Annotated in this window: 17 protein-coding genes; 13 read left to right on the top strand and 4 right to left on the bottom strand. The window is 69.0% G+C overall.

Features of this window, described 5'->3' with window-relative positions:
- The first annotated feature begins 24 nt into the window (after window positions 1-24).
- Window positions 25-1,446, top strand: a complete 1,422-nt coding sequence (dnaA, locus tag O5I81_RS00005; RefSeq protein WP_271066896.1) for a chromosomal replication initiator protein DnaA — start codon at window positions 25-27, stop codon at window positions 1,444-1,446.
- A 217-nt stretch (window positions 1,447-1,663) separates the two neighbouring features.
- Here dnaA and O5I81_RS00010 read toward each other — a convergent pair whose 3' ends face one another.
- Both O5I81_RS00010 and O5I81_RS00015 read right to left on the bottom strand, forming a co-directional pair.
- Window positions 1,664-2,560 (bottom strand): dienelactone hydrolase family protein, encoded by an 897-nt coding sequence (locus O5I81_RS00010; RefSeq protein WP_271066897.1) that lies wholly within the window; start codon window positions 2,558-2,560, stop codon window positions 1,664-1,666.
- Between the two features lie 65 nt (window positions 2,561-2,625).
- A complete protein-coding gene (locus O5I81_RS00015) occupies window positions 2,626-3,234 on the bottom strand; it encodes an alpha-ketoglutarate-dependent dioxygenase AlkB (RefSeq protein ID WP_271066898.1) in 609 nt (202 codons plus the stop codon).
- Window positions 3,235-3,477: 243 nt separating this feature from the next.
- Between O5I81_RS00015 and dnaK the strand changes: the two genes are divergently transcribed.
- The 7 genes from dnaK (at window position 3,478) to murJ (ending at window position 15,476) form a co-directional block, all read left to right on the top strand.
- Window positions 3,478-5,385, top strand: coding sequence for a molecular chaperone DnaK (gene dnaK, locus O5I81_RS00020; protein WP_271066899.1), 1,908 nt, complete (start codon window positions 3,478-3,480; stop codon window positions 5,383-5,385).
- A gap of 187 nt (window positions 5,386-5,572) precedes the next feature.
- Window positions 5,573-6,730 (top strand): molecular chaperone DnaJ, encoded by a 1,158-nt coding sequence (dnaJ, locus tag O5I81_RS00025; RefSeq protein WP_271066900.1) that lies wholly within the window; start codon window positions 5,573-5,575, stop codon window positions 6,728-6,730.
- Between the two features lie 110 nt (window positions 6,731-6,840).
- Window positions 6,841-7,425: a hypothetical protein gene (locus O5I81_RS00030; protein WP_271066901.1), complete on the top strand. Its 585-nt coding sequence runs from the start codon at window positions 6,841-6,843 to the stop codon at window positions 7,423-7,425.
- Between the two features lie 193 nt (window positions 7,426-7,618).
- A complete protein-coding gene (gene mutS, locus O5I81_RS00035; protein ID WP_271066902.1) occupies window positions 7,619-10,294 on the top strand; it encodes a DNA mismatch repair protein MutS in 2,676 nt (891 codons plus the stop codon).
- 76 nt (window positions 10,295-10,370) lie between these two features.
- Window positions 10,371-10,832 carry a hypothetical protein gene (locus O5I81_RS00040; protein WP_271066903.1) on the top strand — a complete coding sequence of 154 codons (462 nt, stop codon included), beginning with the start codon at window positions 10,371-10,373 and terminating at the stop codon, window positions 10,830-10,832.
- Between the two features lie 86 nt (window positions 10,833-10,918).
- The gene (locus O5I81_RS00045) at window positions 10,919-13,744 is read left to right on the top strand and encodes a [protein-PII] uridylyltransferase (RefSeq protein ID WP_271066904.1); all 2,826 of its coding nucleotides are present in this window, start codon (window positions 10,919-10,921) and stop codon (window positions 13,742-13,744) included.
- A 133-nt stretch (window positions 13,745-13,877) separates the two neighbouring features.
- The gene (gene murJ, locus O5I81_RS00050) at window positions 13,878-15,476 is read left to right on the top strand and encodes a murein biosynthesis integral membrane protein MurJ (protein ID WP_271066905.1); all 1,599 of its coding nucleotides are present in this window, start codon (window positions 13,878-13,880) and stop codon (window positions 15,474-15,476) included.
- On the opposite strand, the gene O5I81_RS00055 is transcribed toward murJ, so the two are convergent.
- Window positions 15,445-15,657 carry a hypothetical protein gene (locus O5I81_RS00055; protein WP_271069073.1) on the bottom strand — a complete coding sequence of 71 codons (213 nt, stop codon included), beginning with the start codon at window positions 15,655-15,657 and terminating at the stop codon, window positions 15,445-15,447. The two genes, murJ and O5I81_RS00055, sit on opposite strands and share 32 nt — an antisense overlap.
- A 112-nt stretch (window positions 15,658-15,769) precedes the next feature.
- Here O5I81_RS00055 and trpS point away from each other — a divergent pair, with 112 nt between their 5' ends.
- From trpS to O5I81_RS00080, 5 genes are all read left to right on the top strand, one after another.
- Entirely contained in the window at window positions 15,770-16,804 is a 1,035-nt protein-coding gene (gene trpS / locus O5I81_RS00060) for a tryptophan--tRNA ligase (protein ID WP_271066906.1), read from the top strand.
- 110 nt (window positions 16,805-16,914) lie between these two features.
- A complete protein-coding gene (locus O5I81_RS00065) occupies window positions 16,915-18,927 on the top strand; it encodes a ferritin-like domain-containing protein (protein WP_271066907.1) in 2,013 nt (670 codons plus the stop codon).
- 10 nt (window positions 18,928-18,937) lie between these two features.
- The gene (locus O5I81_RS00070) at window positions 18,938-19,798 is read left to right on the top strand and encodes a DUF692 domain-containing protein (RefSeq protein ID WP_271066908.1); all 861 of its coding nucleotides are present in this window, start codon (window positions 18,938-18,940) and stop codon (window positions 19,796-19,798) included.
- Window positions 19,791-20,570: a DNA-binding domain-containing protein gene (locus O5I81_RS00075; RefSeq protein WP_271066909.1), complete on the top strand. Its 780-nt coding sequence runs from the start codon at window positions 19,791-19,793 to the stop codon at window positions 20,568-20,570. Before O5I81_RS00070 ends, O5I81_RS00075 begins: the two co-directional genes overlap by 8 nt.
- 33 nt (window positions 20,571-20,603) lie before the next feature.
- The gene (locus O5I81_RS00080; protein ID WP_271066910.1) at window positions 20,604-21,506 is read left to right on the top strand and encodes an NAD(P)/FAD-dependent oxidoreductase; all 903 of its coding nucleotides are present in this window, start codon (window positions 20,604-20,606) and stop codon (window positions 21,504-21,506) included.
- Here the strand turns inward: O5I81_RS00080 and O5I81_RS00085 are convergent.
- The gene (locus O5I81_RS00085; protein ID WP_271066911.1) at window positions 21,503-22,765 is read right to left on the bottom strand and encodes a cytochrome P450; all 1,263 of its coding nucleotides are present in this window, start codon (window positions 22,763-22,765) and stop codon (window positions 21,503-21,505) included. The two genes, O5I81_RS00080 and O5I81_RS00085, sit on opposite strands and share 4 nt — an antisense overlap.
- Window positions 22,766-22,773 lie beyond the last annotated feature (8 nt).

Consider the following 22,773-nt stretch of genomic DNA (forward strand, 5'->3'; position numbering starts at 1 on the left):
ATGATGAATTCGGGTGGACAGCGCATGACCTCTTCGGCGCCGGCGGTTTCGGTGTGGGGCAAAGCCTGTCTTGCGTTGCGTCGGGAGCTGGGCGAGGCCGACTTCGGCTCGTGGCTGGCCCAGGCGGCGCTGCGCGAGGGGCCTGACGGCGCCCCCGTGCTGGTCACCCCGACCGGCGTCGCCCGCGACTGGATCCGCCGCAACGCCTGGCGCCGCATCTCCGAACTCTGGGCCCAGAACGACCCCGAGGGCCGTCGCCTGGACCTGAAGTCGAAGATGGAGTTCGAGGTCGCCGGCGGCGCCCCGCTGCCCTCGCACCCGCATGTCATCGAGACGGCCGAGCCGGTCTCCTCCGACGTGCCGCAGGTCTCGCCGCCGACCGCCGGCCCCGCCGCCCGCCCGGCCCGCAACTCAGGGCTCCAGGAACGCTTCAACTTCGACACCTTCGTGCCGGGCCCGGCCAACGAGTTCGCCCATGCGGTCGGCAAGCGCGTCGCCAGCTGGGCCGACGGCCACTTCAATCCGGTCGTCTTCCACGGCCCCTACGGCTTCGGAAAGACCCACCTGCTGAACGCCATGGCCTGGGAGGCCATGCGCAACGCCCCGGACAAGAAGGTCATCTACCTGACCGCCGAGCGGTTCCTGTCGACCTTCGTGCGCGCCGTGATGGATCGCCAGACGGCGGCCTTCAAGGAAGAGCTGCGGGCCGCCGACCTGCTGCTGATCGACGACGTGCATTTCATCGGCGGCAAACAGTCGTCGCAGGAAGAGCTGTTCCACACCCTGACCGCCCTGATGGAGGACGGCCGCCGGGTGGTGTTCTCGGCCGACCGGCCGCCCTCGGCCCTGACCGAGGTCGACGCCCGCCTGCGCAGCCATCTGTCGGCCGGCCTGGTCTGCGGCCTGGAGCCGGCCGACCGGACCCTTCGCCTCGGTATCCTTGAGCGCAAGCTGGACACGCTCGGCCGTCAGGCCGGGTTCGCGGCCTCGGCCCGTCCCGAGGTGCTGCAGTTTCTGGCCGACCGCTTCACCGACAGCGTGCGGGAGCTGGAAGGCGCCCTCAACACCCTGCTGGCCCGGGCCGGCGAGGACATCCGCACCGTCAGCCTCGACGAGGCCCAGAACATCCTGCGCCCCCACCTGCGCGGTGCGGAAAAGCGGGTGACCGTCGATGACATCCAGAAAGCCGTGGCCGAGCACTACAGCCTGCGCCAGGCCGACCTCCTGAGCGAACGCCGTAACCGGGCGATCGCCCGGCCGCGCCAGGCGGCCATGTGGCTGGCCAAGCAACTGACCACGCGATCGCTGCCGGACATCGGCCGCCGCTTCGGCGGGCGGGACCATACGACGGTGATCCATGCCGTGCGGCGGATCGAAGAGCTTAAAGCAGATGATCCGGTTCTGACGCGGGATCTCGAGACGCTGACGCGCAAGCTGCGGGGTTAGGCGCGCCCTCCCTCCCCGAATTGGGGAGGGCAGGCCCCCCGGGTCCGGCCGAAGGCCGGCCCGAGGACAGGCTACGGCCGGGTGGGGAAGTGGGTCACCACGCCGGCCGGTTAGTCTTCTCAGCGCACACTCTCGAAAGCTTGTGGCCGACTTCCCCACCCGACGCGCGTAACCGCGCGTCTGCCCTCCCCAAGTCGGGGAGGGAGGGCGACCGCGCCTAGAACCGCTTCCCCGCCACACCATACTGCGTGAAATACGCCAGCATCCGGGCCCAGCCGTCCCTGGCCGAGGCCTCGTCGTAGGTCGCCCGGTAGTCGGCGTGGAAGCCGTGCTGGGCGTTCGGGTAGACGATGATGTCCGCGCCGACCTTCTTGGTCCGCACCAGAATATCCCGGGCCGCCTCGACGTCCTTGATCGGGATGCCCTGGTCCTTGCCGGCGTAGAGGCCGAGCACCGGGCATTTCAGCACCCCGATCTTCTCCAGCGGCCATTCACGTTCCGGCTCGCCCAGGAACTGGCCCGGGGCGGGGCGGGCCAGACGGCCGTACCAGGCCACGCCGCATCGGAAGTCCCGTGTCCGGGCGCAGGCCAGCCAGACCACCGCTCCGCCCCAGCAGAATCCGGTGATGGCCTTGGCGGTCGGGTCGACGAACTTCTGGGCGTTGAGCCAGGCCACGGTGGCGTTGACGTCGCCTTGTGTCTCCTGGTCGGCGGTCGAGCCGACAATCTTGCGGATCTCGCCGAAATCTGTGATCGGCGCGGGATCGCCGTGGCGGACGAAGAAGTCCGGGGCGATGGCCACATAGCCGAGCTTGGCCAGGCGCCGGCAGGTGTCGCGGATGTATTCGTGGACGCCGAACACCTCGGAGACCACCAGCACGGTCGGAAACTTCCCGCGCGCGTCGGGCCGGGCGATGTAGGCCGGAATCTCGCGGTCGAAGCTGGGGATCATCACCACCCCGGTTTTCAGGTCGCGCTCGTCGGTGGCGATCGGGGCGGCGTCGGCCGAGACGGCGGCGGCCGCGTAGCCGGCGAAGAACAGGCCGCCCAGCAGGCGGCGCGAGACGTTCAGATCGCCCGGTTCATTGCCCTCGGGACGCGTGAGGATCTGCATTGGCGGCCTCCCAGCCTTGTACTTGTGCCCTACCGTAACGCGCCAGAATGTCACGGCAAAGGTTTTCAGAGCGCCGGCGCCGCGCGCCTCAGGGTCAGGTTCAGCCGCCCGCCGCCGGGGATCAGGCTGGAACTGCCCGGAATGATCCGGTCCACGCCGTGGAAGGCCAGCCGCGCCTCGCCGCCCAGCAGGCAGACATCCCCCGAGGCCAGCCGCACCGACGCGGTCTTCCCGCCCCGCGCTGTCCCGCCGATGCGGAACACGGCGGTGTCGCCCAGCGACACCGACAGCACCGGAAACCGCATGTCGGCCTCGTCGCGATCCTGGTGCAGGCCCATCTTCGCCGTCCCCCGGTAGAGATTGACCAGGCAGGCGTCCGGCGGGGTGAGCGGATCGGCGTGCCGGGCCCACAGGTCGAGCAGGATCGGCGGGATCGGCGGCCAGGGCCGGCCTGTCCCCGGATGGGTCGCCTGGTAGCGATAGCCGGCCGCGTCCGAGACCCAGCCAAGGGGTCCGAGGTTGCTCATTTCCACGCTCATCGCCTTGCCGCCGGGGGTCACATAGCGGGCCGGAGGGGCCGTCGCGACGAGCCCCAGGACGGCCTGCGCCAGGGCCTTCTGCGCGGCCTGGTCCAGCGCCGCCGGAAACAGTTGAAAACCTGAGGGAACGCTCATGGCTGGACTTCTATCGCGGGGGCGGGCAAAGCCCCACGGCAAATGGGGTTTTGCCCTTGCGGGAGACGGTGTGCTCCCCATATGGCGACTCGAAGCGCACGTTTCCCCAAGCGGAAATGGGCGCCGTGTTTTGAACCGGCCAACCGGCCATTTTGTTGAAGGGGACGGAACAGAAAGTCGTACGGGCGCTGGAATTCCAGGCCCACGGGTTTCGTCCGCCATAGAGGAGCGAAAGACCGCAAGATGAGCAAGATCATCGGCATTGACCTCGGCACCACCAACTCGTGCGTCGCCATCATGGACGGCAAGACCCCCAAGGTCATCGAGAACGCCGAAGGCTCGCGCACCACCCCCTCGGTGGTCGGCATCCAGGAAGACGGCGAGCGCATCGTCGGCCAGCCGGCCAAGCGCCAGGCGGTGACCAACCCGACCAACACCTTCTTCGCCATCAAGCGTCTGATCGGCCGCCAGTTCAACGACCCGGTCGTGGCCAAAGACAAGGACATGGTGCCCTACGAGATCGTCGCCGGTCCCGGCGGCGCTGCCTATGTCCGTTCGCACGGCAAGGATTACTCGCCCCAGCAGATCAGCGCCTTCACCCTGCAGAAGATGAAGGAAGCCGCCGAACAGCACCTCGGCGAGACCGTCACCAAGGCGGTCATCACGGTCCCGGCCTACTTCAACGACGCCCAGCGCCAGGCGACCAAGGACGCCGGGAAGATCGCCGGCCTGGAAGTCCTGCGCATCATCAACGAGCCGACCGCGGCCGCCCTGGCCTACGGCCTGGAAAAGAACGAAGGCAAGAAGATCGCCGTCTACGACCTCGGCGGCGGCACCTTCGACGTCTCGATCCTGGAGATCGGTGACGGCGTGTTCGAGGTGAAGTCGACCAACGGCGACACCTTCCTCGGCGGTGAAGACTTCGACATGCGCGTCGTCGACTACCTGGCCGACGAGTTCAAGAAGGAAACCAGCACGGATCTCCGCAAGGACAAGCTGGCCCTGCAGCGCCTGAAGGAAGAGGCCGAAAAGGCCAAGAAGGAACTCTCCAGCGTCACCCAGTACGAGGTGAACCTGCCCTTCATCAGCATGAATGCCTCGGGCCCGCTGCACCTCAACATCAAGCTGACCCGCGCCAAGCTGGAAGCCCTGGTCGAGGACCTGGTGGCCAAGACCATCGGCCCCTGCGAACAGGCCCTGAAGGACGCTGGTCTGAAGAAGACCGACATCGACGAAGTGGTTCTGGTCGGCGGCATGACCCGCATGCCCAAGGTCATCGAGGCGGTGAAGGAGTTCTTCGGCCGTGAGCCCCACAAGGGCGTCAACCCGGACGAAGTGGTCGCCCTCGGCGCCGCCGTCCAGGCCGGCGTTCTGCAAGGCGACGTCAAGGACGTGCTGCTGCTCGACGTCACCCCGCTGACGCTGGGCATCGAGACGCTGGGCGGCGTGTTCACCCCGCTGATCGAGCGCAACACCACCATCCCGACCAAGAAGAGCCAGACCTTCTCGACCGCCGACGACAACCAGTCGGCCGTGACGATCCGGGTCTTCCAGGGCGAACGCCCGATGGCCAACGACAACAAGGTGCTGGGTCAGTTCGACCTGGCCGGCATTCCGCCGGCCCCGCGCGGCGTGCCGCAGATCGAGGTCACCTTCGACATCGACGCCAACGGCATCGTACACGTCACCGCCAAGGACAAGGCGACCAACAAGGAACAGGCCATTCGCATCCAGGCGAACGGCGGCCTTTCGGACGCCGACATCGAAAAGATGGTCCAGGAAGCGGAGTCCAACAAAGCCGAGGACGAAAAGCGCAAGGCCGCCGTCGAAGCCAAGAACCAGGCTGACGCGGTGATCCACTCCTCCGAGAAGGCCCTCGCCGAACACGGCGACAAGGTCGGCCCGGACGAGAAGGCCGCCATCGAGACGGCCCTGGCCGACCTCAAGGCCGCGGTCGACGGCGACGACGCCGAGGACATCTCGGCCAAGACCCAGACGCTGATCCAGGCGTCGATGAAGCTCGGCGAGGCCATGTACAAGGCCCAGCAGGGTGAAGCCTCGGAGGGCGGCGACGCCACGTCCGAAGCCGCGGACGAAGGCGTCGTCGACGCCGAGTTCGAGGAAGTCGACGACGACAAAAAGTCGGCGTGACAATGCGCCCCATCGCGCAGGCGGACCAGGTGCGGCACAACCCGTTTCGGGGAGCGTCGCCGCCGCCTTCGCGAACGCACGCAGAAGTCCCGTCCCGCATCGCCGTCTCCTACAAGGAGAACGGGCTTGAAGCGGGACGGGATACTTCCCATCTCAAAACATTGACGCTCGGATAGCTTAAGCCGCCATGCGCGACTACTACGACATCCTTGGCGTGACCCGTGGCGCCGATGACGCGGCGCTGAAGTCAGCCTTCCGCAAGATGGCGATGGAGCACCATCCCGACCGCAATGGCGGTTGCGAGGACGCGTCCGCCCGCTTCAAGGAAATCAACGAGGCCTATTCGGTCCTCTCCGACGCCCAGAAGCGCGCCGCCTACGACCGCTTCGGCCACGCCGGGGTCAACGGCATGGGCGGCGGCGGTGGCGGCCAGGGCTTCCACGACGTCAACGACATCTTCAGCGAAGTGTTCGGCGACGCCTTTGGTGAGATGTTCGGCGGCCGTGGCGGCCGTCAGCGCTCCAACGGCCCGGCCCGCGGGGCCGACCTGCGCTACGACCTCGAGATCAGCCTTGAAGACGCCTATGCCGGCGTCGAGAAGGAGATCCGCGTCCCCTCCTCGATCACCTGCGAGACCTGCGAAGGCTCCGGCGCCAAGCCCGGCACCAGCCCCACCGTCTGCGGCAGCTGCGGCGGCGCCGGCCGGGTGCGCGCCACGCAGGGCTTCTTCTCGATCGAGCGCGCCTGCCCCCGCTGCGGCGGGTCTGGCAAGATGATCATGGACCCGTGCAAGAGCTGTCACGGGGCCGGCCAGGTGCGCAAGGAACGGGTCCTCTCGGTCCGGGTCCCGGCCGGGGTCGACGACGGCGCCCGCATCCGCCTGGCGGGCGAGGGCGACGCCGGCCAGCGCGGCGGCCCGCGCGGCGACCTCTACATCTTCCTGTCGGTCAGCCCGCACGAACTGTTCGAGCGCGATGGCCTGGACCTCCTGTGCACCGTGCCGGTGCCGATGGCCACCGCCGTGCTTGGCGGCGATATCGAGGCCCCCTGCCTGACCGGCGGCGAGAAGTGCGACGGCCAGTGCCGGATGACGGTCAAGGTCCCCGAGGGTGTCCAGACCGGCAAGACCGTGCGCCTGAAGGGCCGCGGCATGCCGTCCCTGCGCTCGCGGGAACGCGGCGACCTCGTCGTCGAGCTCTATATCGAGACGCCGACCCAGCTGACCCCGCGCCAGCGCGAACTGATGCGCGAGTTCGCCGACCTGACCGGCGAGTCCCAGCACCCCAAATCCGCCAACTTCGTCGGCAAGGCTAAGCGCTTCTGGTCGAACGTCACGGGTGGTTGAGCCATTCGGGACTGACCGGGGCGTCAAAAGGGTCTAGACACCCTTCCCCTGTTGAGTAACTGGCGCGGCCGGACGGGTCGTTGCGCCCTTGAGAGTGTCCGGAGCCGTCCATGCTGCGCGCCTTTACCGCCCTTCGCCCCTTGCTGCTGTCGCTGGCCCTGCTGACCGGCGGCGGCATGATCGCCGCCTCGGTCGCGCAGCCGGCCTTCGCCCAGCGCGCCTGGCGCACCCACAAGGACACCAAGTACGGCTACCGGGTCGAATTCCCCGGCGTGCCCAGCGTCAGCCAGGAAACCAGCCCCCAGGGGGCCGTCATCGACGTGGCGGCCCTGGAGGCCGGCACGACCGGCAAGTTCATGGTCGTCTCGACCAGCGGCGTCGAGGGCGACGCCAGACAGGCCATCGAGAACGGATCGGCCGCCATCCTCGAGTCCAGCAAGGGCGAGGTGGTGGAGCGGGCCGACCTGACCATCGACGGCGCCCCGGCCCGCGACCTCACCCTGCACCTGAAGGACAAGGGCATCGCCATGCGCATCCGCCTGGTGGTGCAGGGCGACAAGTTCTTCCAGGTCATGGCCGTCGGCTTCATCGACACCCCGCTGGAGGGGACCGACCGCTTCATCGACAGCTTCCGCCTGCTGCCCGTCGCCGCCCCGACCGCGCCGGGGACCATGGCGCCGGTGGCGGATAACTGATCCAAACCTGTCATCCTCCGGCCGCGCAGCGGACCGGGGGACCCAGGGCGGCTCTGGATAGATTCCCTGCAGTCTTCACGCGGACAGTTGGGTCCCCCGGTCGCCCTGCGGGCGCCGGAGGATGACAGAACAGTGAGTTGAAGCGCGTTAAACTCTGTCGATTCACCACCGGGATCGCTAGGTTGGGCGGCTCATGAACGCGCCCTCCTCCACCCCCATCGACGCCGCCGGCGCCACGCCCGTCATGGCGCAGTATTTCGAAGCCAAGGCGCGTCAGCCTGACGCCCTGGTCTTCTTCCGCATGGGCGACTTCTACGAGCTGTTTTTCGACGACGCCATCAAGGCCGCCGCCGCGCTGGGCATCAGCCAGACCTTCCGGGGCAACCATAACGGCCAGCCGATCCCGATGGCAGGCGTGCCGGTGCACGCGGCCGAGGCCTATCTGGCCAAGCTGATCCGCACCGGCTTCAAGGTCGCCGTCTGCGAACAGATGGAGGACCCGGCCGAGGCGAGGAAGCGCGGCTCCAAGTCCATCGTCCGCCGCGACGTGGTGCGGATCATCACCCCCGGCACCCTGACCGAGGACAGCCTGCTGGACAGTCGCGGCGCCAACCGCCTGGCCGCCGTGGCCCTGCGGGCCGGGCAGGCGGCCGTGGCCAGCGTCGAGCTTTCCACCGGGGCGGTCGAAAGCTTGCTGCTGGCGCCCTCGGGGCTCGCCGCCGCCCTGGCGGCGCTCAGCCCCTCCGAAATCCTCGTCCCCGACCGCCTGTTCGCCGACGAACATATCGCCGCCGCCCTGAAACTGGCCGGCGGCCTGGTCCAGCCCATGGCCCAGGCCCTGGCCGAGCCCTCGGCCAGCGAGGCGCGGGTCAAGCGGCTCTATGGCGTCGAGACTCTCGACGGATTCGGCGGCCTGGCCGGTGCGGAAATCTCGGCGCTCGGCCTGATCGCCGCCCATCTGGAAGTCACCCAGGCCGGCCGCCTGCCGGCCCTGTCGCCGCCGCGCCGGGCCGGCGAGGCCGACGTCATGGCCATTGACCCGGCCACCCGCACCAGCCTGGAGATCGACCGGACCACCGGCGGCCAGCGCGAGGGCAGCCTGCTGGGCGCGATCGACCGCACCATCACCGCCCCGGGCTCGCGCCTGCTGGCCGAGCGTCTCGCTCGCCCCCTGCTGGACCCGGCCCGCATCGAGGCCCGCCTCGACGCCGTCCAATGGTTCCTCGAACGACGCCAGCTGCGGGAAGACGTCCGCGACCAGCTGCGCCGGGCCGGCGACATGGCCCGGGCCCTCTCTCGCCTGGCGCTCGGCCGTGGCGGCCCGCGCGACCTCGGCTGCCTGCGCGATGGCCTGAAAGTCGGGGAGACCCTGGCCGGCCTCGCCGCCGGGGATGGTCTGGGCGGCCCGCCGGCCGAGATCGAGGCGGCTCTGGTCGCCATCTCGCCAAGCAACTCGGTCGATCTGTCCAGCCTGCTGGCTGGCCTGGAAGCAGGCCTCGGCCCCGACCTGCCGGCCCAGGCCCGGGACGGAGGCTTCGTCGCCGAGGGCATCCGCCCCGAACTCGATCAGGCCCGCAGCCTGCGCGATGACAGCCGCCGTGTCATCGCCGGCCTCGAAACCCGTCTCGCCACCGACAGCGGCGTGCCCCTGAAGATCCGCCACAACGCCGTGCTCGGCTATTTCGTGGAAACGACGGCGAACAAGGCCGACCCCCTGTTCCAGCCGCCGCACAACGCCACCTTCATCCACCGCCAGACCCTGGCCAACCAGGTGCGGTTCACCACTGTCGAACTGGCCGACCTCGACGCTCGCATCGCCCAGGCCGGCGAACGCGCCCTGGCCATCGAGGTGCAGACCTTCGAGGCTTGGCGCGACCAGGCCGCCGCCCTGGCCGAACCCCTGCGCGCCGCCGCCGCCGGCCTGGCCGCCCTCGACGTCGCCTGCGCGCTCGCCGAATGGGCCGAGGACGCCGGCGCCTGCCGCCCGGTGGTCGACAAGTCCCTGTGCTTCGACGCCAAGGCCGCCCGCCACCCGGTGGTCGAGGCGGCGGTCAAGCGGCAGGGCGATCCCTTCACCCCCAACGACTGCTGCCTGGACGGCAGCGGCGAACGGGGCGCCCGCCTGTCCATTGTCACCGGTCCCAACATGGCCGGTAAATCGACCTTCCTGCGCCAGAACGCCCTGCTGGCCGTGCTGGCCCAGTCGGGCAGTTACGTTCCCGCGGAGGCCCTGACGCTGGGCGTCGTCGACCGGCTGTTCAGCCGCGTCGGGGCCGGCGATGACCTGGCGCGCGGCCGCTCGACCTTCATGGCCGAGATGGTCGAGACCGCCGCCATCCTCACCCAGGCCACGCCGCGATCCTTCGTCATCCTCGACGAGATCGGCCGGGGCACCGCCACCTGGGACGGCCTGGCCATCGCCTGGGCCTGCGCCGAGGCCCTGCACGACACCAATCGCTCCAGAGCGCTGTTCGCCACCCACTACCATGAGCTGGCCACCCTCGAGGACCGCATGGCCCACGTCTCCAACCTGTCCTTGCGGGCCAAGGAGTGGAATGGCGACCTGGTCTTCCTGCACGAATGCGGCCCCGGCCCCGCCGACCGCAGCTACGGCGTCCAGGTCGCCAAGCTGGCCGGGGTGCCGCCGGCTGTCGTGGTCCGCGCCCGGGAAGTGCTGGAACGGCTGGAAACCGAAAGCCACAGCCCGGCCCGGCTGGAGGGCCTGCCGCTGTTCGAAATGGCCGCCCCGACGCCGGTGCAGAAATGGGGACCGAGCCCGGCCGAGGAAGCGCTCAAGGCGCTGGATCCGGACGGCATGAGCCCGCGCGAGGCGCTGGAGGCTTTGTATCGGCTGAAGGGGCTGACCTGAGCGCGAAGATTGAAGGTGTCAGGAGGGGCCGTTTCGGCCACACTCCTGGCCGGGTTGCTTGAAGGGGGATCTCACAATGCTCAAGACCATCGTCACCGTGTCAGCTGTCGCGCTGGCGCTCGCCTGCGCGCCACAGGCCCACGCCGGCCCCGCCCAGGACGCGCTTGGAAAATGCCTGGTCCTGTCGAGCAGCGGGCAGGATCGCCTGGACTTCGTGGTTTTCATCTACAGCGCGATCAGCGCCCATCCCTCAGCCAAACCCTACAGCCGGCTGACCGAGGCTGATCGCGAAGGGATGTCCAGAAAAGCGGTGAAGCTGATGGAGCGGCTGCTGACGGAAGACTGCCGGCCTCAGGCCGTGGCGGCCGTGAAGGCGGAAGGACCGGACGCCCTGGGCTCGGCCTTCAGCAAGCTCGGCGAGGCGGCCATGCAGGAACTGATGAGCGACAAGGCCGTCGAGGACACCTTCACCAACTTCGGCGACTACGTCGACCAGTCGAAGTGGGAAAGCCTGATCGCCGAAGGCCAGAAGAAATAACCTCGACTGAAAATCGGGCCTGACCCCAGGGACGGGGACCTTTCTACACGTTGCGCCATCCCGTATTGCAGCGCACATAAGGTTCCATGCCGCCGCGCCTCAAACCGACCCGCCTCGAACACGTCGTCGATGGCGAAGCCCTGCGCGCCCGGCTGTCGGCCGCCGCCCTCGACGCCGTCGGCGACGAACCCGAGCAGCGGCGCCGGGCGCTGGAAATCCTCAAGCAGGCGCTGTTCCGGGGGCGGATGATCGCCAAGGAGCGGCTGGAGAACGGGGCCGGCGGGGTCGAGACGGCCCGGCTGCTGTGCGGCGTCACCGACGAGGTGATCACCGCCCTCTACGACTTCACCACTGTCCATGTCTTCCGGGCCCGCAATCCGACCGAGGGGGAGCGGCTCTGCCTGCTGGCGGTCGGCGGCTACGGCCGGGCCGTGCTCAGCCCCTACAGCGATATCGACCTGCTCTTCCTGCGGCCCTGGAAACAGACGGCCCACGCCGAGAGCGTCATCGAGTACATGCTCTATGCCCTGTGGGATCTGGGCTTCAAGGTCGGCCACGCCAGCCGCACCATCGAGGAGTGCATCAAGCTCTCGAAGGAAGACTTCACCATCCGCACCTCCCTGCTTGAGGCGCGCAAGCTGAGCGGTGACGAGGCCCTGGCGATCGACCTGCGCAAGCGGTTCCTGAACGAGGTGATGCGCGGCACCGGCCCGGAATTCGTCGCCGCCAAGCTGAAGGAACGCGACGAGCGCCACGCCCGGGCCGGCATGAGCCGCTACATGGTCGAGCCCAACGTCAAGGAGGGCAAGGGCGGCCTGCGCGACCTGCACACCCTGATGTGGATCGCCGAATACCTCTATCCGGTCGATCGGCCGGCCGACATTTTCCGCCTGCCGCACTTCAGCCCGCGCGAGGTGCGCGCCTTCACCCGCGCCTTCGACTTCCTGCATGCGGTGCGGGCCCACCTGCACTTCACCACCGGCCGGCCGGAAGAGCGGCTGACCTTCGATGTGCAGCCGGAACTGGCCCGCCGCATGGGCTACGGCGACCGGGCCGACAATCCGGCCGTCGAGCGCTTCATGCGCCACTATTTCCTGATCGCCCGCGAGGTCGGGGCCCTGACCCGCGCCTTCTCGGCCAAGCTGGAAGCCGAGCACCTCAAGCAGGAGCCCAGGGGTCTTTCCCGCTTCCTGCCCGGCCGCGGCAAGGTCAAGCGCCGCGAGCTCGACTACCCGGGCTTCCACGAGGAGAACGGCCGCCTCAACATCGACGGCCCGCAGGTCTTCGCCCGCGACCCGGTCGACATGATCCGCATGTTCCGCATCGCCGACGTGCTGAACCTCGACCTGCACCCGGACGCCTTCACGGCCGCCACCCGATCCCTGCCGCTGATCGGCTCCAAGCTGCGGCGCGATCCCGATGCAGTGGAGGCCTTCCTCGACATCCTGGCGCGGGGCAAGAAGCCCTACCGGACGCTGACCCTGATGAACGAGGCCGGAGTGCTGGGCCGCTTCCTGCCGGAGTTCGGCCGGATCGTCGCCCAGATGCAGTTCAACATGTACCACAGCTACACGGTGGACGAGCACACCCTGCGGGCCATCGGCATCATCAACGACATCGAGCACGGCCGGCTGGAGGAGGACCATCCGCTGGCCACCTCGATCATGCCGCTGATCGACGACCGTGAGAGCCTGTTCCTGGCCATGCTGCTGCACGACACCGGCAAGGGCGGGGCCGGCGGCCAGGAGAAGGCCGGGGCCCGGTCGGCGCGGCAGGCCTGCGAGCGCCTGGGCGTCGAGCGCGGCAAGATCGAGCTGGTCGCCTGGCTGGTCGAGCATCACCTAGTGATGAGCGACTTCGCCCAGAAGCGCGACGTCGCCGACCCGGCCACCATCGCCGCCTTCGCCCGCATCGTCGAAAACCCCGAGCGCATGCGGCTGTTGCTGGTGCTGACCGTGGCCGACATCCGCGCCGTCGGCCCGGGCGTCTGGAACGGCTGGAAGGGCCAGCTGCTGCGCGAGCTGTATGCCGGGGCCGAGGCCATTTTCCGGGGCGGCCGCTCCAGCGACCCGGCCGCCGCCGCCCAGCGTCACCAGGAAGCCGCCGCCCGCGAGGCCCGCGCCGCTCTCAGCGCCGCCCATCCGGACACGGCCGAATGGGCGGCCACCATGGAAGACGCCTATTTCAGCGCCTTCACCACCGCCGAGGTGGCCGAGCACGCCGCCCTTGTCGTCCGCGCCCGGCAACAGGGCGGCTCGGCCGCCGGCGGCCGCATCCGCACCGACCGCAACACCGCCGAACTGGTCGTCGCCGCCAAGGACCGTCGCGGCCTGTTCGCCGATCTCGCCGCCGCCCTGTCGGGCCTCGGCGGCAACGTGCTGGGGGCCCGGGTCTTCACCTCCACCGACGGCCAGGCGCTGGACGTCTTCCAGGTTCAGGACGCCTCGGGCGCCCCCTACGGCGCCGACAATCCCCGCTCCCTGCGCCGTCTGGCCGACGCCCTGGAAGCCGCCGGCCGGGGCGAAGGCCTGCCCACCGAGAGCCGCCGCAACGATCTGGGCCGCACGGCCGCCTTTTCCATCGTGCCGACCGTCATGCTGGACAACGAGGCCTCGACCGAGGCGACCGTCGTCGAGGCCTCGGGCCGCGACCGGCCGGGCCTGCTCCACCATCTGGCCCGCGCCATCTCCGAACAGGGCCTGAGCATCATCTCGGCCCACATCGACTCCTACGGCGAACGGGCCGTCGACGCCTTCTACGTCCAGACCGCCGCCGGCCATAAGGTCATCGACCCCCGCAAGCAGGCGGCGCTGAAAGAGGACCTGATGGCCGTTCTGGAGGCCGAGGAGAGCGGCGCGGCGGGCAAGACCAAGCCGAGGCTGCAGCGGGCGCGGGCCAGCGTGGCAAGGTAGCATCGGTGCGGGTGTCCAAACCGCCTGCTTAAAAACACCACTGAACGTCCGCTTGACCCCAATTCACCCCGAGCGCAGAAGCGCCTGTGTGACGGACGAGAACCAGCCTTCCCCGGCCCCCGATGGGCAGCCCGTGGCCCCACCGGCCAAGAAACCGGGCATCATCAAGAACTCCATCGTCTTCTCAGGCCTGACCCTGATCAGCCGCTTCATGGGCCTGGCCCGCGACGTGGTGATCAACGCCCAGCTGGGGGCCAGCACCGGGCCCTGGGCCGACGCCTACAACACCGCGCTCAGCTTCCCCAACCTGTTCCGCCGGGTGTTCGCCGAGGGGGCCTTCAGCTCGGCCTTCGTGCCGGCCTACAGCAAGACCCTGGCCGGCGAGGGCGGCGAGCGGGCCGACGATATGGCCAGCGATGCGCTGGCCACCCTGGCGGCCATGACCCTCGGCCTGGTCATCCTGGCCCAGCTGACCATGCCGTGGCTGATGTACCTCATCAACTACGGCTACCGGGACGATCCGCTGAAGTGGAAAGTCACCATCATCCTGACCCAGATCACCATGCCTTATTTGAGCTGCATGGCGATCGCGGCCCTGTTCTCCGGGGCGCTCAACGCCCGCAACCGCTTCATCCTGTCAGGCGCCGCGCCCATCGTTCTGAACGCGGTGATGCTGGCCGCCGTGCTGCCCGCCAAGACGCCGGAGGGCGCCGCCTATGCCGCCAGCTTCGGGGTGGTCATCGCCGGAGTGCTGCAGGCGGCCCTGCTCTGGTGGGGCTGCTGGCACAGCGGCGGCCATATCCGCCCGCGCCTGCCGCGCCTGACCCCCGAGATCAAGCGGCTGATCAAACAGGCCGTGCCGGCCGCCATCGCCGCCAGCGTCACCCAGATCAACATCTTCGTCTCCGGCAGCCTGGTCTCCCTCGCCCCCGGCGATGGACCCCGCACCTGGCTGGCCAACGCCGACCGCCTCTACCAGCTGCCGCTCGGCATGGTCGGGGTGGCCATCGGCATCGCCCTGTTGCCTCGCCTCAGCCAGGCCCTGCAGGCCGGCGACAGGCAGGACGCCCAGGACACCACCGACCAGGCCGTGCTGTTCGCGCTTGCCATGTGCCTGCCGGCCGCCGCCGCCCTGGTGGCCATGCCCTACTTCATGATCGACGCCCTGTTCACCCGCGGCGCCTTCACCAGCTTCGACGCCAGGATGACAGCCCAGGCCCTGTTCCACTACGGCTGGGGCGTGCCGGCCTTCGTGCTGGGCCGGGTGATGAACCCGATCTTCTTCGCCCGCGAGGATACGAAAAGCCCGATGCGCTTCGCCCTGATCTCGGTCGGGGTGAACATCGTGCTGGGCGCCATCCTGTTCTTCACCATCGGCTTCGCCGGCATCGCCATCGCCACCTCGGCGGCCAGCTGGATCAATGTCGCCCAGATGTACTGGGCCCTGAAGCGTCGCGGCGAGTGGGAGCTGTCCCCCGCCTCGATCAGCCGCCTGCTGCGGGTGCTGGTCGCCGCCGCCGTGCTGACCGCCATGCTCGGCGTTGCGGCCTTCTTCCGCCCGCAGATCCAGGGGGTGTTCGAAAGCCTGCCGGTCATGAAGCTCGGTGCCAAGGAACTGGCCGTGCTGGCCGTCTGCATCGCCATCATCCCGGTCTATCCGGTGCTGGTGGTGCTGACCGGCGGCATGACTGTGAGCGAGATCAAGAGCATCGTCCGTCGCCGTCGGGCCTGAACCGCGCCACCCCTTCAGCGTCATCCCGGACAGCCCGCAGGGCTGAGCCGGGACCCAGGGGGTGACGGGACGGGAAGACGGCGACCGCGAACGACGGTGGGGTAGCCCCTGGGTCCCGGCTCTTCGCTTCGCTACGGCCGGGATGACGGAAACAGTTGCGGTCCCAAATCGCCTCGCCTATTGGCGTGGCCATGGTCACTCCCCGCCGATGGCGCAGCCTCTGACGTCCTGACGAGCCCCACGCCCGGGATGCGATCCCGCGCGCCGACCGACCTGACAATTCGAGTATCTCCATGACCGACCAAGCTCCCGCCCAATACGCCGGCCCGCAACGCGTGCTGTCCGGCGTCCAGCCGTCCGGCGCCCTGCATCTGGGCAACTATCTCGGCGCCCTGGTGAAGTTCGCCCGGCTGCAGCACGAGATCGACACCTTCATCTTCGTCGCCGACATGCACGCCATCACCGTCTGGCAGGACCCGGCCCTGCTGGCGAACCAGACCCGCGAGATCGCCGCCGCCTACCTGGCCGCCGGGCTCGATCCCGCCAAGGCCACGATCTTCCCGCAGTCGGCCGTGCCCGAACACGCCGAGCTGGCCTGGGTGTTCAACTGCGTCGCCCGGCTCGGCTGGCTCGACAAGATGACCCAGTTCAAGGAGAAGAGCGGCAAGCACAAGGAGCGCTCGAGCGTCGGCCTCTACACCTATCCGGTGCTGCAGGCCGCCGACATCCTGATCTACAAGTCGACCCATGTGCCGGTCGGCGAGGACCAGAAGCAGCACCTCGAACTGGCCCGCAACATCGCCCAGAAGTTCAACCACGACTTCGACGCGCCTGGCTACTTCCCCCTGCCCGAGCCCCTGATCCAGGGGCCCGGCGCTCGGATCATGTCCTTGCGCGACGGCCTCGCCAAGATGAGCAAGTCCGACCCCTCGGACCTCAGCCGCATCAACCTGACCGACGACGCCGACGCCATCGCCGCCAAGGTCCGCAAGGCCAAGTCCGATCCCAACCCGCTGCCGGAGACGGTTGACGAGCTGAAGGACCGCCCGGAAGCCGACAACCTGGTCGGCATTTACGCGGCCCTGTCGGGGGTGACCAAGGAGGCGGTGCTGGCCGACTTCGGGGGCCAGGGCTTCGGCGCCTTCAAGCCGGCGCTGGCCGATCTCGCCGTCGCCTCCCTGGGTCCGGTCAGCGAAGCGATGCGCCGCTATCTGGCCGACCCGGCCGAGATCGACCGCATCCTCGCCGCCGGCGCGCACAAGGCCCGCGATGCCGCCGCCCCGACAGTGGCCGAGGTCAAGAAGATGGTGGGCTTCTGGGGCGCCTGAGGGCGCCCCAGCCTTTTTCGATCAAGACGGTGATTTTCCGCGCCTGATTGATTGACGAAAAATACAACTCACGGTCACTCTCTCCAAAATCTCGGGAGGAGAAGACTCACATGGCCCATATGCTCAGCCTTTCGGCCGCCGCCAAGCGGCCGGTCGCCAATTGGCAAACCGACGCCGCCGCGCTTCGCGCCATCGCCCAGATGGCGGTGAACGTCGAACTGTTCACCATCCCGCTCTACATGACGAGCCTCTACTCCATTCAGGGCTTCCACCCGATCACCGGCGGCGGCACCGACTTCTACCAGGGCCGGCTATGGGCCGGGGCCAAGACCAGCGCCGATCCGAAGACCACCAACGACAAGGCCTTCAACATCGTCTTCTCGGTCTTCATCCAGGAGATGCTCCACCTGCAGATGGCCGCCAACATGGCCACCGTCGTCGGCGTCAGCCCGACCTTCACCGGCGCCCCGCTGCAGGACGAAAACGGCGGCTGGCTCTGCTATGGCCCGGACAAGAGCGTCATCCCGGGCATCATCGACCTGAAGGACACCAAGGCCCACGAGGACGTGGCGGTGAACATCGGCGTGCTCGACGAGACGGCCCTGCGCCTGTTCCTGGCCATCGAACAGCCGGAGGCCGACGCCCGCGCCAACATCAAGGAAGCCAAGCGCAAGGACTACTTCCCCAAGGTCCCGTTCGACAAATGGCAGGCCGGGGACGCCCTGCCGCTGTTCGGCACCATCGGCTGGATGTACCAGTGCTACTTCGACTACCTGAACCTCAAGTACGACGACGGCTCGACCCTGTGGTCGAAGGTGTTCAATCCCAAGGCCGTGCAGAACGACCTGTTCAACACCTCCGGCTCCGGCGGCCACCCCATGCGCGAGTTCATGGGCTTCGAGACCACCATCGCCCTGACCTACCCGGACATCGCCTTCGAGCAGATGGTCCAGATGATGGACGCCATCACCGACCAAGGCGAGGGCAACACGATCAACCGCGGCGGCGGCCTGCTGATGAAGGCGGTCGAGCCCAAGTACCAGCCCAACGACGCCGCCCTGAAGTCCGACTATCCGAGCTACAGCGACAGCGGCAAGCTCCTCCCGTCCGCCGACGCCGAGGCCCGCTGGAGCAACGACGGCCGCGACCACTACGAGCGGTTCAACGAGCTACAGGGCATGCTGCATGACCTGGTCACCTGGCCGCAGTGGCTGAAGCGCAACCCGACCTGGACGGCCGAGATGCTGACGGGCGAGGGCCTCGATCCCACCAATCCCTACAAGCTGCCGACGCCGGCCGATGTGGCCGGGGCCCTCAACGCCCTGGCCGCCGACAAAAAGAACAGCCAGCCTCTGCTCAGCCAGGCCGTGGTCGGCGCCATTCACGGCGTCACCTCGGTGCTCAACGGCTACTGGGCCGTGCCGGCCCCCGGCGAGACCGCGCCGCTGTTCCCCTTCCCGTCGATGAGCGGATCGGGCGACCGGATGAGCACCGCCTGGGCCATCCTCGGCGAGGCGCCGGACCTCTCCATGAGCCTGCCGCCGCCGGCCGGCGACGTTCTCTACCACTCGTGCCAGGGCATCGACTTCAACGGCGACGGCACCAACAGCTGCGCCCAGGTCGAGGTCTTCCACAGCTGCCGGGGCTCCAACCTGTGCCGGGCGACCGGCGGCTGCGGCTTCGTCCAGCCGACCACCGGCGGCGGCAACTGCAGCTCGGCCGTGGCCACCCGCGCCCCGGCCGCCGCCAGCTGCAGCGCCAACGGCTGCGGGTCGGGCGGCGGCGGCTCAAACGGCGGCGGGGGCGATTCGACCGTCTATTCCGCGCCGGGCGACAACAAGTGCGGCGGTTTCGGCGGCTGCGCGGTGCCGATCTCGGCCTCGCAGGTCTTCCCCAAGGCCGGGACCATGCAGCTGTTCAACTTCGTCAACGAACCGGGGGTGGGCTGGAAGTCGAAGGCCATCATCGGACCGACGTCCGAGCTGCAGTTCTCCGTCGGCGAGAAGGTGCACACGGTCGCCTGGCGGGCCTTCAGCGCGGTGATGACCGCCCGCGGCCAGACCCCGCCGGCCAATCCGCCGGCCGACGACAATATCCGCCTAGCCTTCCCGCCCTCGACCTGACGGGACCGCGATGAGTGGTGTTGCCCCCCGCCTCGGCCTCCCCCTCCTGGGGGATGGCCTTGGCCTGCGGGACGAGCATTTCGGCCATCTGATGCGCACCCGTCCCGACCGGTGGGGCGCCGACTGGTTCGAGATCATCAGCGAGAACTTCATCGGCCATCACGGCTGGGCGGCGCGGGTGCTGGAGCATGTCGCGGCGCACCGGCCGGTGGTCATGCATGGCGTCTCCCTGTCGATCGGATCGACCGATCCGTTGGACCGCGCCTATCTCAAGGGCCTCGCCGACCTGGCCGAGCGGGTGAAGCCGGCCTGGATTTCCGACCATCTGTGCTGGACCGGCGTCGGCGGCCGCAACAGCCACGACCTGCTGCCCATGCCCCTGACCGAAGAGGCGCTCGCCCATGTCGCCGACCGGGTGCGGGCCGTGCAGGACATCCTGGGCCGTCCGCTGGTCATCGAGAACCCCAGCAGCTACCTGGAATTCGCCGCCAGCCAGATGCCCGAATGGGCCTTCCTCGGCCGCCTGGCCGAGGACACCGGCTGCGGCCTGCTGCTCGACTGCAACAACGTCCACGTCAGCGCCCACAACCACCGCTTCGATCCGGTGGCCTACATCCAGGCCCTGCCGGCCGACCACATCGTCCAGGTCCACCTGGCCGGCCCCAGCGACGGCGGCGACCATCTGATGGACACTCACGATCATCCGGTGCCGGACGCCGTCTGGCCCCTCTACGCCCTGGCCCAGCGACGCACCGGTGGCGTCTCGACCCTGCTGGAATGGGACGCCTCCATCCCGCCCTACGAGGACCTGCTGGCCGAGCTGGGCAAGGCCCGGCTGCATCGCGACCTGCGCGAGGCCGCCGTTGCCTGACCTGGCTGACCTTCAAGCCGCCCTGCAACAGGCCGTCACCGGACCCGCGCCCGAAACCTGGGGGCGGGCCGGCGCCCTGCTGGCTCCCTCGCCGATGAGCCCGGAGCGGCGCCTGTCCCTCTACGCCCACGGCTATCGCGCCCGGCTGCTGGACAGCCTGCGCCGCGAATTCCCGGCCCTTTGCGCCCTGATGGGATCAACCGTCTTCGACCTGTTCGCCGAGGGCTATATCGAGGCCTGCCCGCCCGGCACGCCGAGCCTGCACGATCTCGGGGGCCGCTTCCCCGCCTGGCTGGAACAGACCCGGCCGGCAGACGCCGGCGAGGAGGCCCAGCTGCCCATCCAGCTGGCGCGGCTGGAACGGGCCTGGTCCGGCGCCCTGCGCGCGCCCGGCCCGGAGGGCCTCACACCCCCACCCCCGGACCTGCTGCTGCACCCGTCCGGCCGGTTGAAGCTTCCCGGGACCACGGTGCTGCTGCGGCTGGACTTCGACTTCGCGCCGCTGCTGGCGGCCGTGGCCGAGGGCAACCCGCCGCCGACGCCGCAGGCCCGCCCGACCCTGGTCGCCATCGCCCGCTCAAACTATCGGATCAGCCTCCACACCCTGAGCCCCGGCCGTTTCGCCTGGCTTCGGGCCCTCGGCCATGACGGCGCCCCGGCGCTGGCGGCGGCCGCGACGGCGGCGGAGGGCGAGGATCCCGGCGCCCTGCTGGCCGATCTGGTCCTCTGGCTGCCGATGGCCATTCAGGCCGGCCTGGTGATCGCCGACTGAGCCGAAAGGGCTCCTCGCGCGTTGCGGCCAGGCATGACCCCTGATCTCGACGCCCTCATCGTCGGCGCCGGCCCCGCCGGGCTGACCGCCGCCATCTACCTTGGCCGCTTCAAGCGACGCATCGCCGTCATCGACGCGGGGGACAGCCGCGCCGCCTGGATCCCGATCACCCACAACCATCCCGGCTGGCCGGATGGCATCAGGGGAACCGACCTGCTGGCCCGCATCCGCGCCCAGGCCGAGAAGTACGGCCCGGACATCCGCGAGGGCACGGTCGAGGGCGTGAAGCCTGTGAAGGGCGGCTTCGAGGTCACCGTCGGGGCAGAGACCCTGACCGCCGCCAACGTCCTGCTGGCCTGCGGGGTGAAGGACAACGACCCGCCGCTGCCCGGCGTCGAGGAGGCCGTGCGCCGGGCGCTGATCCGCATCTGCCCGATCTGCGACGGCTATGAGGTCTCGGGCCTCGAGGTCGGGGTGATCGGCGACGGCGATCTGGGCGCTCGCGAGGCGCTGTTCCTGCTCAACTGGACAGACCGCGTCAGCCTGATCCACGTCGGCCCAAAGGCAGCCTTGTCAGCCGGCTCGCGCGGCAAACTCACGAAGGCCGGCGTCACCCTGATCGAGACCGCCTGCCAGAGCGTGGTGCTGGAGAACGACAGCCTGAGCGCCCTCTGCTTCGGCCCCGACCACACCGTCCGCTTCGACGCCCTCTACGCGGCGCTCGGCTGCGTCGCCCGCTCGGAGCTGGCCGTGCAGGCCGGCGCCAGGCTGGACGACCAGAACCGCCTGATCGTCGACGATCACCAGCAGACATCCGTCCCCGGCCTGTTCGCGGCCGGCGACCTGGTGCGCGGTCTCAACCAGATCAGCACCGCCGAGGGCGAGGCGGCCATCGCCGCTACCGCCATCCACAATCGGCTGCGGGGTGAGGTCTAGACCCGCTCGGGAATGATCACCGGCAGGCTCTCGTAGCCCTTCACGAAGCTGGAGAAGACCCGCTTGGGCTCGCCGACCACGTCGATGCGGGGGAAGCGCTTGAGGATCTCTTCCCAGACGATGCGCAGCTGCATCTCGGCCAGGCGGTTGCCCAGGCAGCGGTGGATGCCGAAGCCGAAGGACAGGTGATGCCGGGCCCGCTCGCGGTCGATCAGGAAGCGGTCGGCGTCGGCGATCACCGTCTCGTCGCGGTTGCCCGAAACATACCACATGACCACCTTCTCCCCCTTCTTGATCAGCTTGCCGCCGACCTCGGTGTCGGCCAGGCAGGTGCGCCGCATGTGGGCCAGCGGCGTCTGCCAGCGGATGATCTCCGAGACCATGTTGGGGATCAGGGCCGGGTTGGCGCGCAGCTTGTCGTACTCGGCCGGGTTCTGGTTCAGGGCCAGCAGGCCGCCGGTGATCGAGTTGCGGGTGGTGTCGTTGCCGCCGACGATCAGCAGGATGATGTTGCCCAGGTATTCCATGGGCTCCATGTTTTTGGTGCTCTCGCCATGGCAGAGCATGGAGATCAGGTCCGGCCTGGGCTCGGCGTTGATCCGCTCGTTCCACAGGCGGGTGAAGTATTCGAGGCAGCCGAGCAGCTCCATCTGCCCCTCTTCCTCGGTCTCGACGACGCCCTGGCCCGGGATGGCGGTGGCGACGTCGGACCAGCGGGTCAGCTTGCGGCGGTCCTCCCAGGGGAAATCGAACAGGGTGGCCAGCATCTGGGTGGTCAGCTCGATGCTGATGCGATCGACCCAGTCGAACTGCTCACCGATCGGCAGCTCGTCGAGCAGTTTGCCGGCCCGCTCACGGATCACCGACTCCAGCTCCATCAGCCGCGCCGGGCTGACCGCCGGACTGACGGTCTTGCGCTGCACATCATGCTTGGGCTGATCCATGGCGATGAACATCGGCAGCATGAATTCAGGATTGAAGTCGGCCAGGGTGATGCCGCCCAGGTGCGCATCGGAACTGAAGGCCTGGTGGTTGGTATCGACCGCGACGATGTCCTCGAACCGGGTCACCGACCAGTAGGGGCCCCACTCGCTCTCGGCCGTGTAGTGGACCGGGTCTTCCCGGCGCAGGCGCTCGAACACCGGCCAGAAGCTGTCGGCGGCGAAGCGGTCGGGCAGGCCGGGATTCAGCTCGGCCAAAGGCGTGGTTTCAGCAGCAGCCTTGTCGGCGGCGCGCTTGTCGAAGTTTCCATCGGCCATGGTGGTCG

Origin of the sequence: Caulobacter sp. NIBR1757 (assembly GCF_027912495.1) — a bacterium.
In the GTDB taxonomy this organism is placed as follows: domain Bacteria; phylum Pseudomonadota; class Alphaproteobacteria; order Caulobacterales; family Caulobacteraceae; genus Caulobacter.

Bases quoted from the DNA above. Each gene is read 5' to 3' on its own strand.
- dnaA (WP_271066896.1), top strand. From the start codon at position 25: ATGACCTCTTCGGCGCCGGCGGTTTCGGTGTGGGGCAAAGCCTGTCTT.
- O5I81_RS00010 (WP_271066897.1), bottom strand. From the start codon at position 2,560: ATGCAGATCCTCACGCGTCCCGAGGGCAATGAACCGGGCGATCTGAAC.
- O5I81_RS00015 (WP_271066898.1), bottom strand. From the start codon at position 3,234: ATGAGCGTTCCCTCAGGTTTTCAACTGTTTCCGGCGGCGCTGGACCAG.
- dnaK (WP_271066899.1), top strand. From the start codon at position 3,478: ATGAGCAAGATCATCGGCATTGACCTCGGCACCACCAACTCGTGCGTC.
- dnaJ (WP_271066900.1), top strand. From the start codon at position 5,573: ATGCGCGACTACTACGACATCCTTGGCGTGACCCGTGGCGCCGATGAC.
- O5I81_RS00030 (WP_271066901.1), top strand. From the start codon at position 6,841: ATGCTGCGCGCCTTTACCGCCCTTCGCCCCTTGCTGCTGTCGCTGGCC.
- mutS (WP_271066902.1), top strand. From the start codon at position 7,619: ATGAACGCGCCCTCCTCCACCCCCATCGACGCCGCCGGCGCCACGCCC.
- O5I81_RS00040 (WP_271066903.1), top strand. From the start codon at position 10,371: ATGCTCAAGACCATCGTCACCGTGTCAGCTGTCGCGCTGGCGCTCGCC.
- O5I81_RS00045 (WP_271066904.1), top strand. From the start codon at position 10,919: ATGCCGCCGCGCCTCAAACCGACCCGCCTCGAACACGTCGTCGATGGC.
- trpS (WP_271066906.1), top strand. From the start codon at position 15,770: ATGACCGACCAAGCTCCCGCCCAATACGCCGGCCCGCAACGCGTGCTG.
- O5I81_RS00065 (WP_271066907.1), top strand. From the start codon at position 16,915: ATGGCCCATATGCTCAGCCTTTCGGCCGCCGCCAAGCGGCCGGTCGCC.
- O5I81_RS00070 (WP_271066908.1), top strand. From the start codon at position 18,938: ATGAGTGGTGTTGCCCCCCGCCTCGGCCTCCCCCTCCTGGGGGATGGC.
- O5I81_RS00080 (WP_271066910.1), top strand. From the start codon at position 20,604: ATGACCCCTGATCTCGACGCCCTCATCGTCGGCGCCGGCCCCGCCGGG.
- O5I81_RS00085 (WP_271066911.1), bottom strand. From the start codon at position 22,765: ATGGCCGATGGAAACTTCGACAAGCGCGCCGCCGACAAGGCTGCTGCT.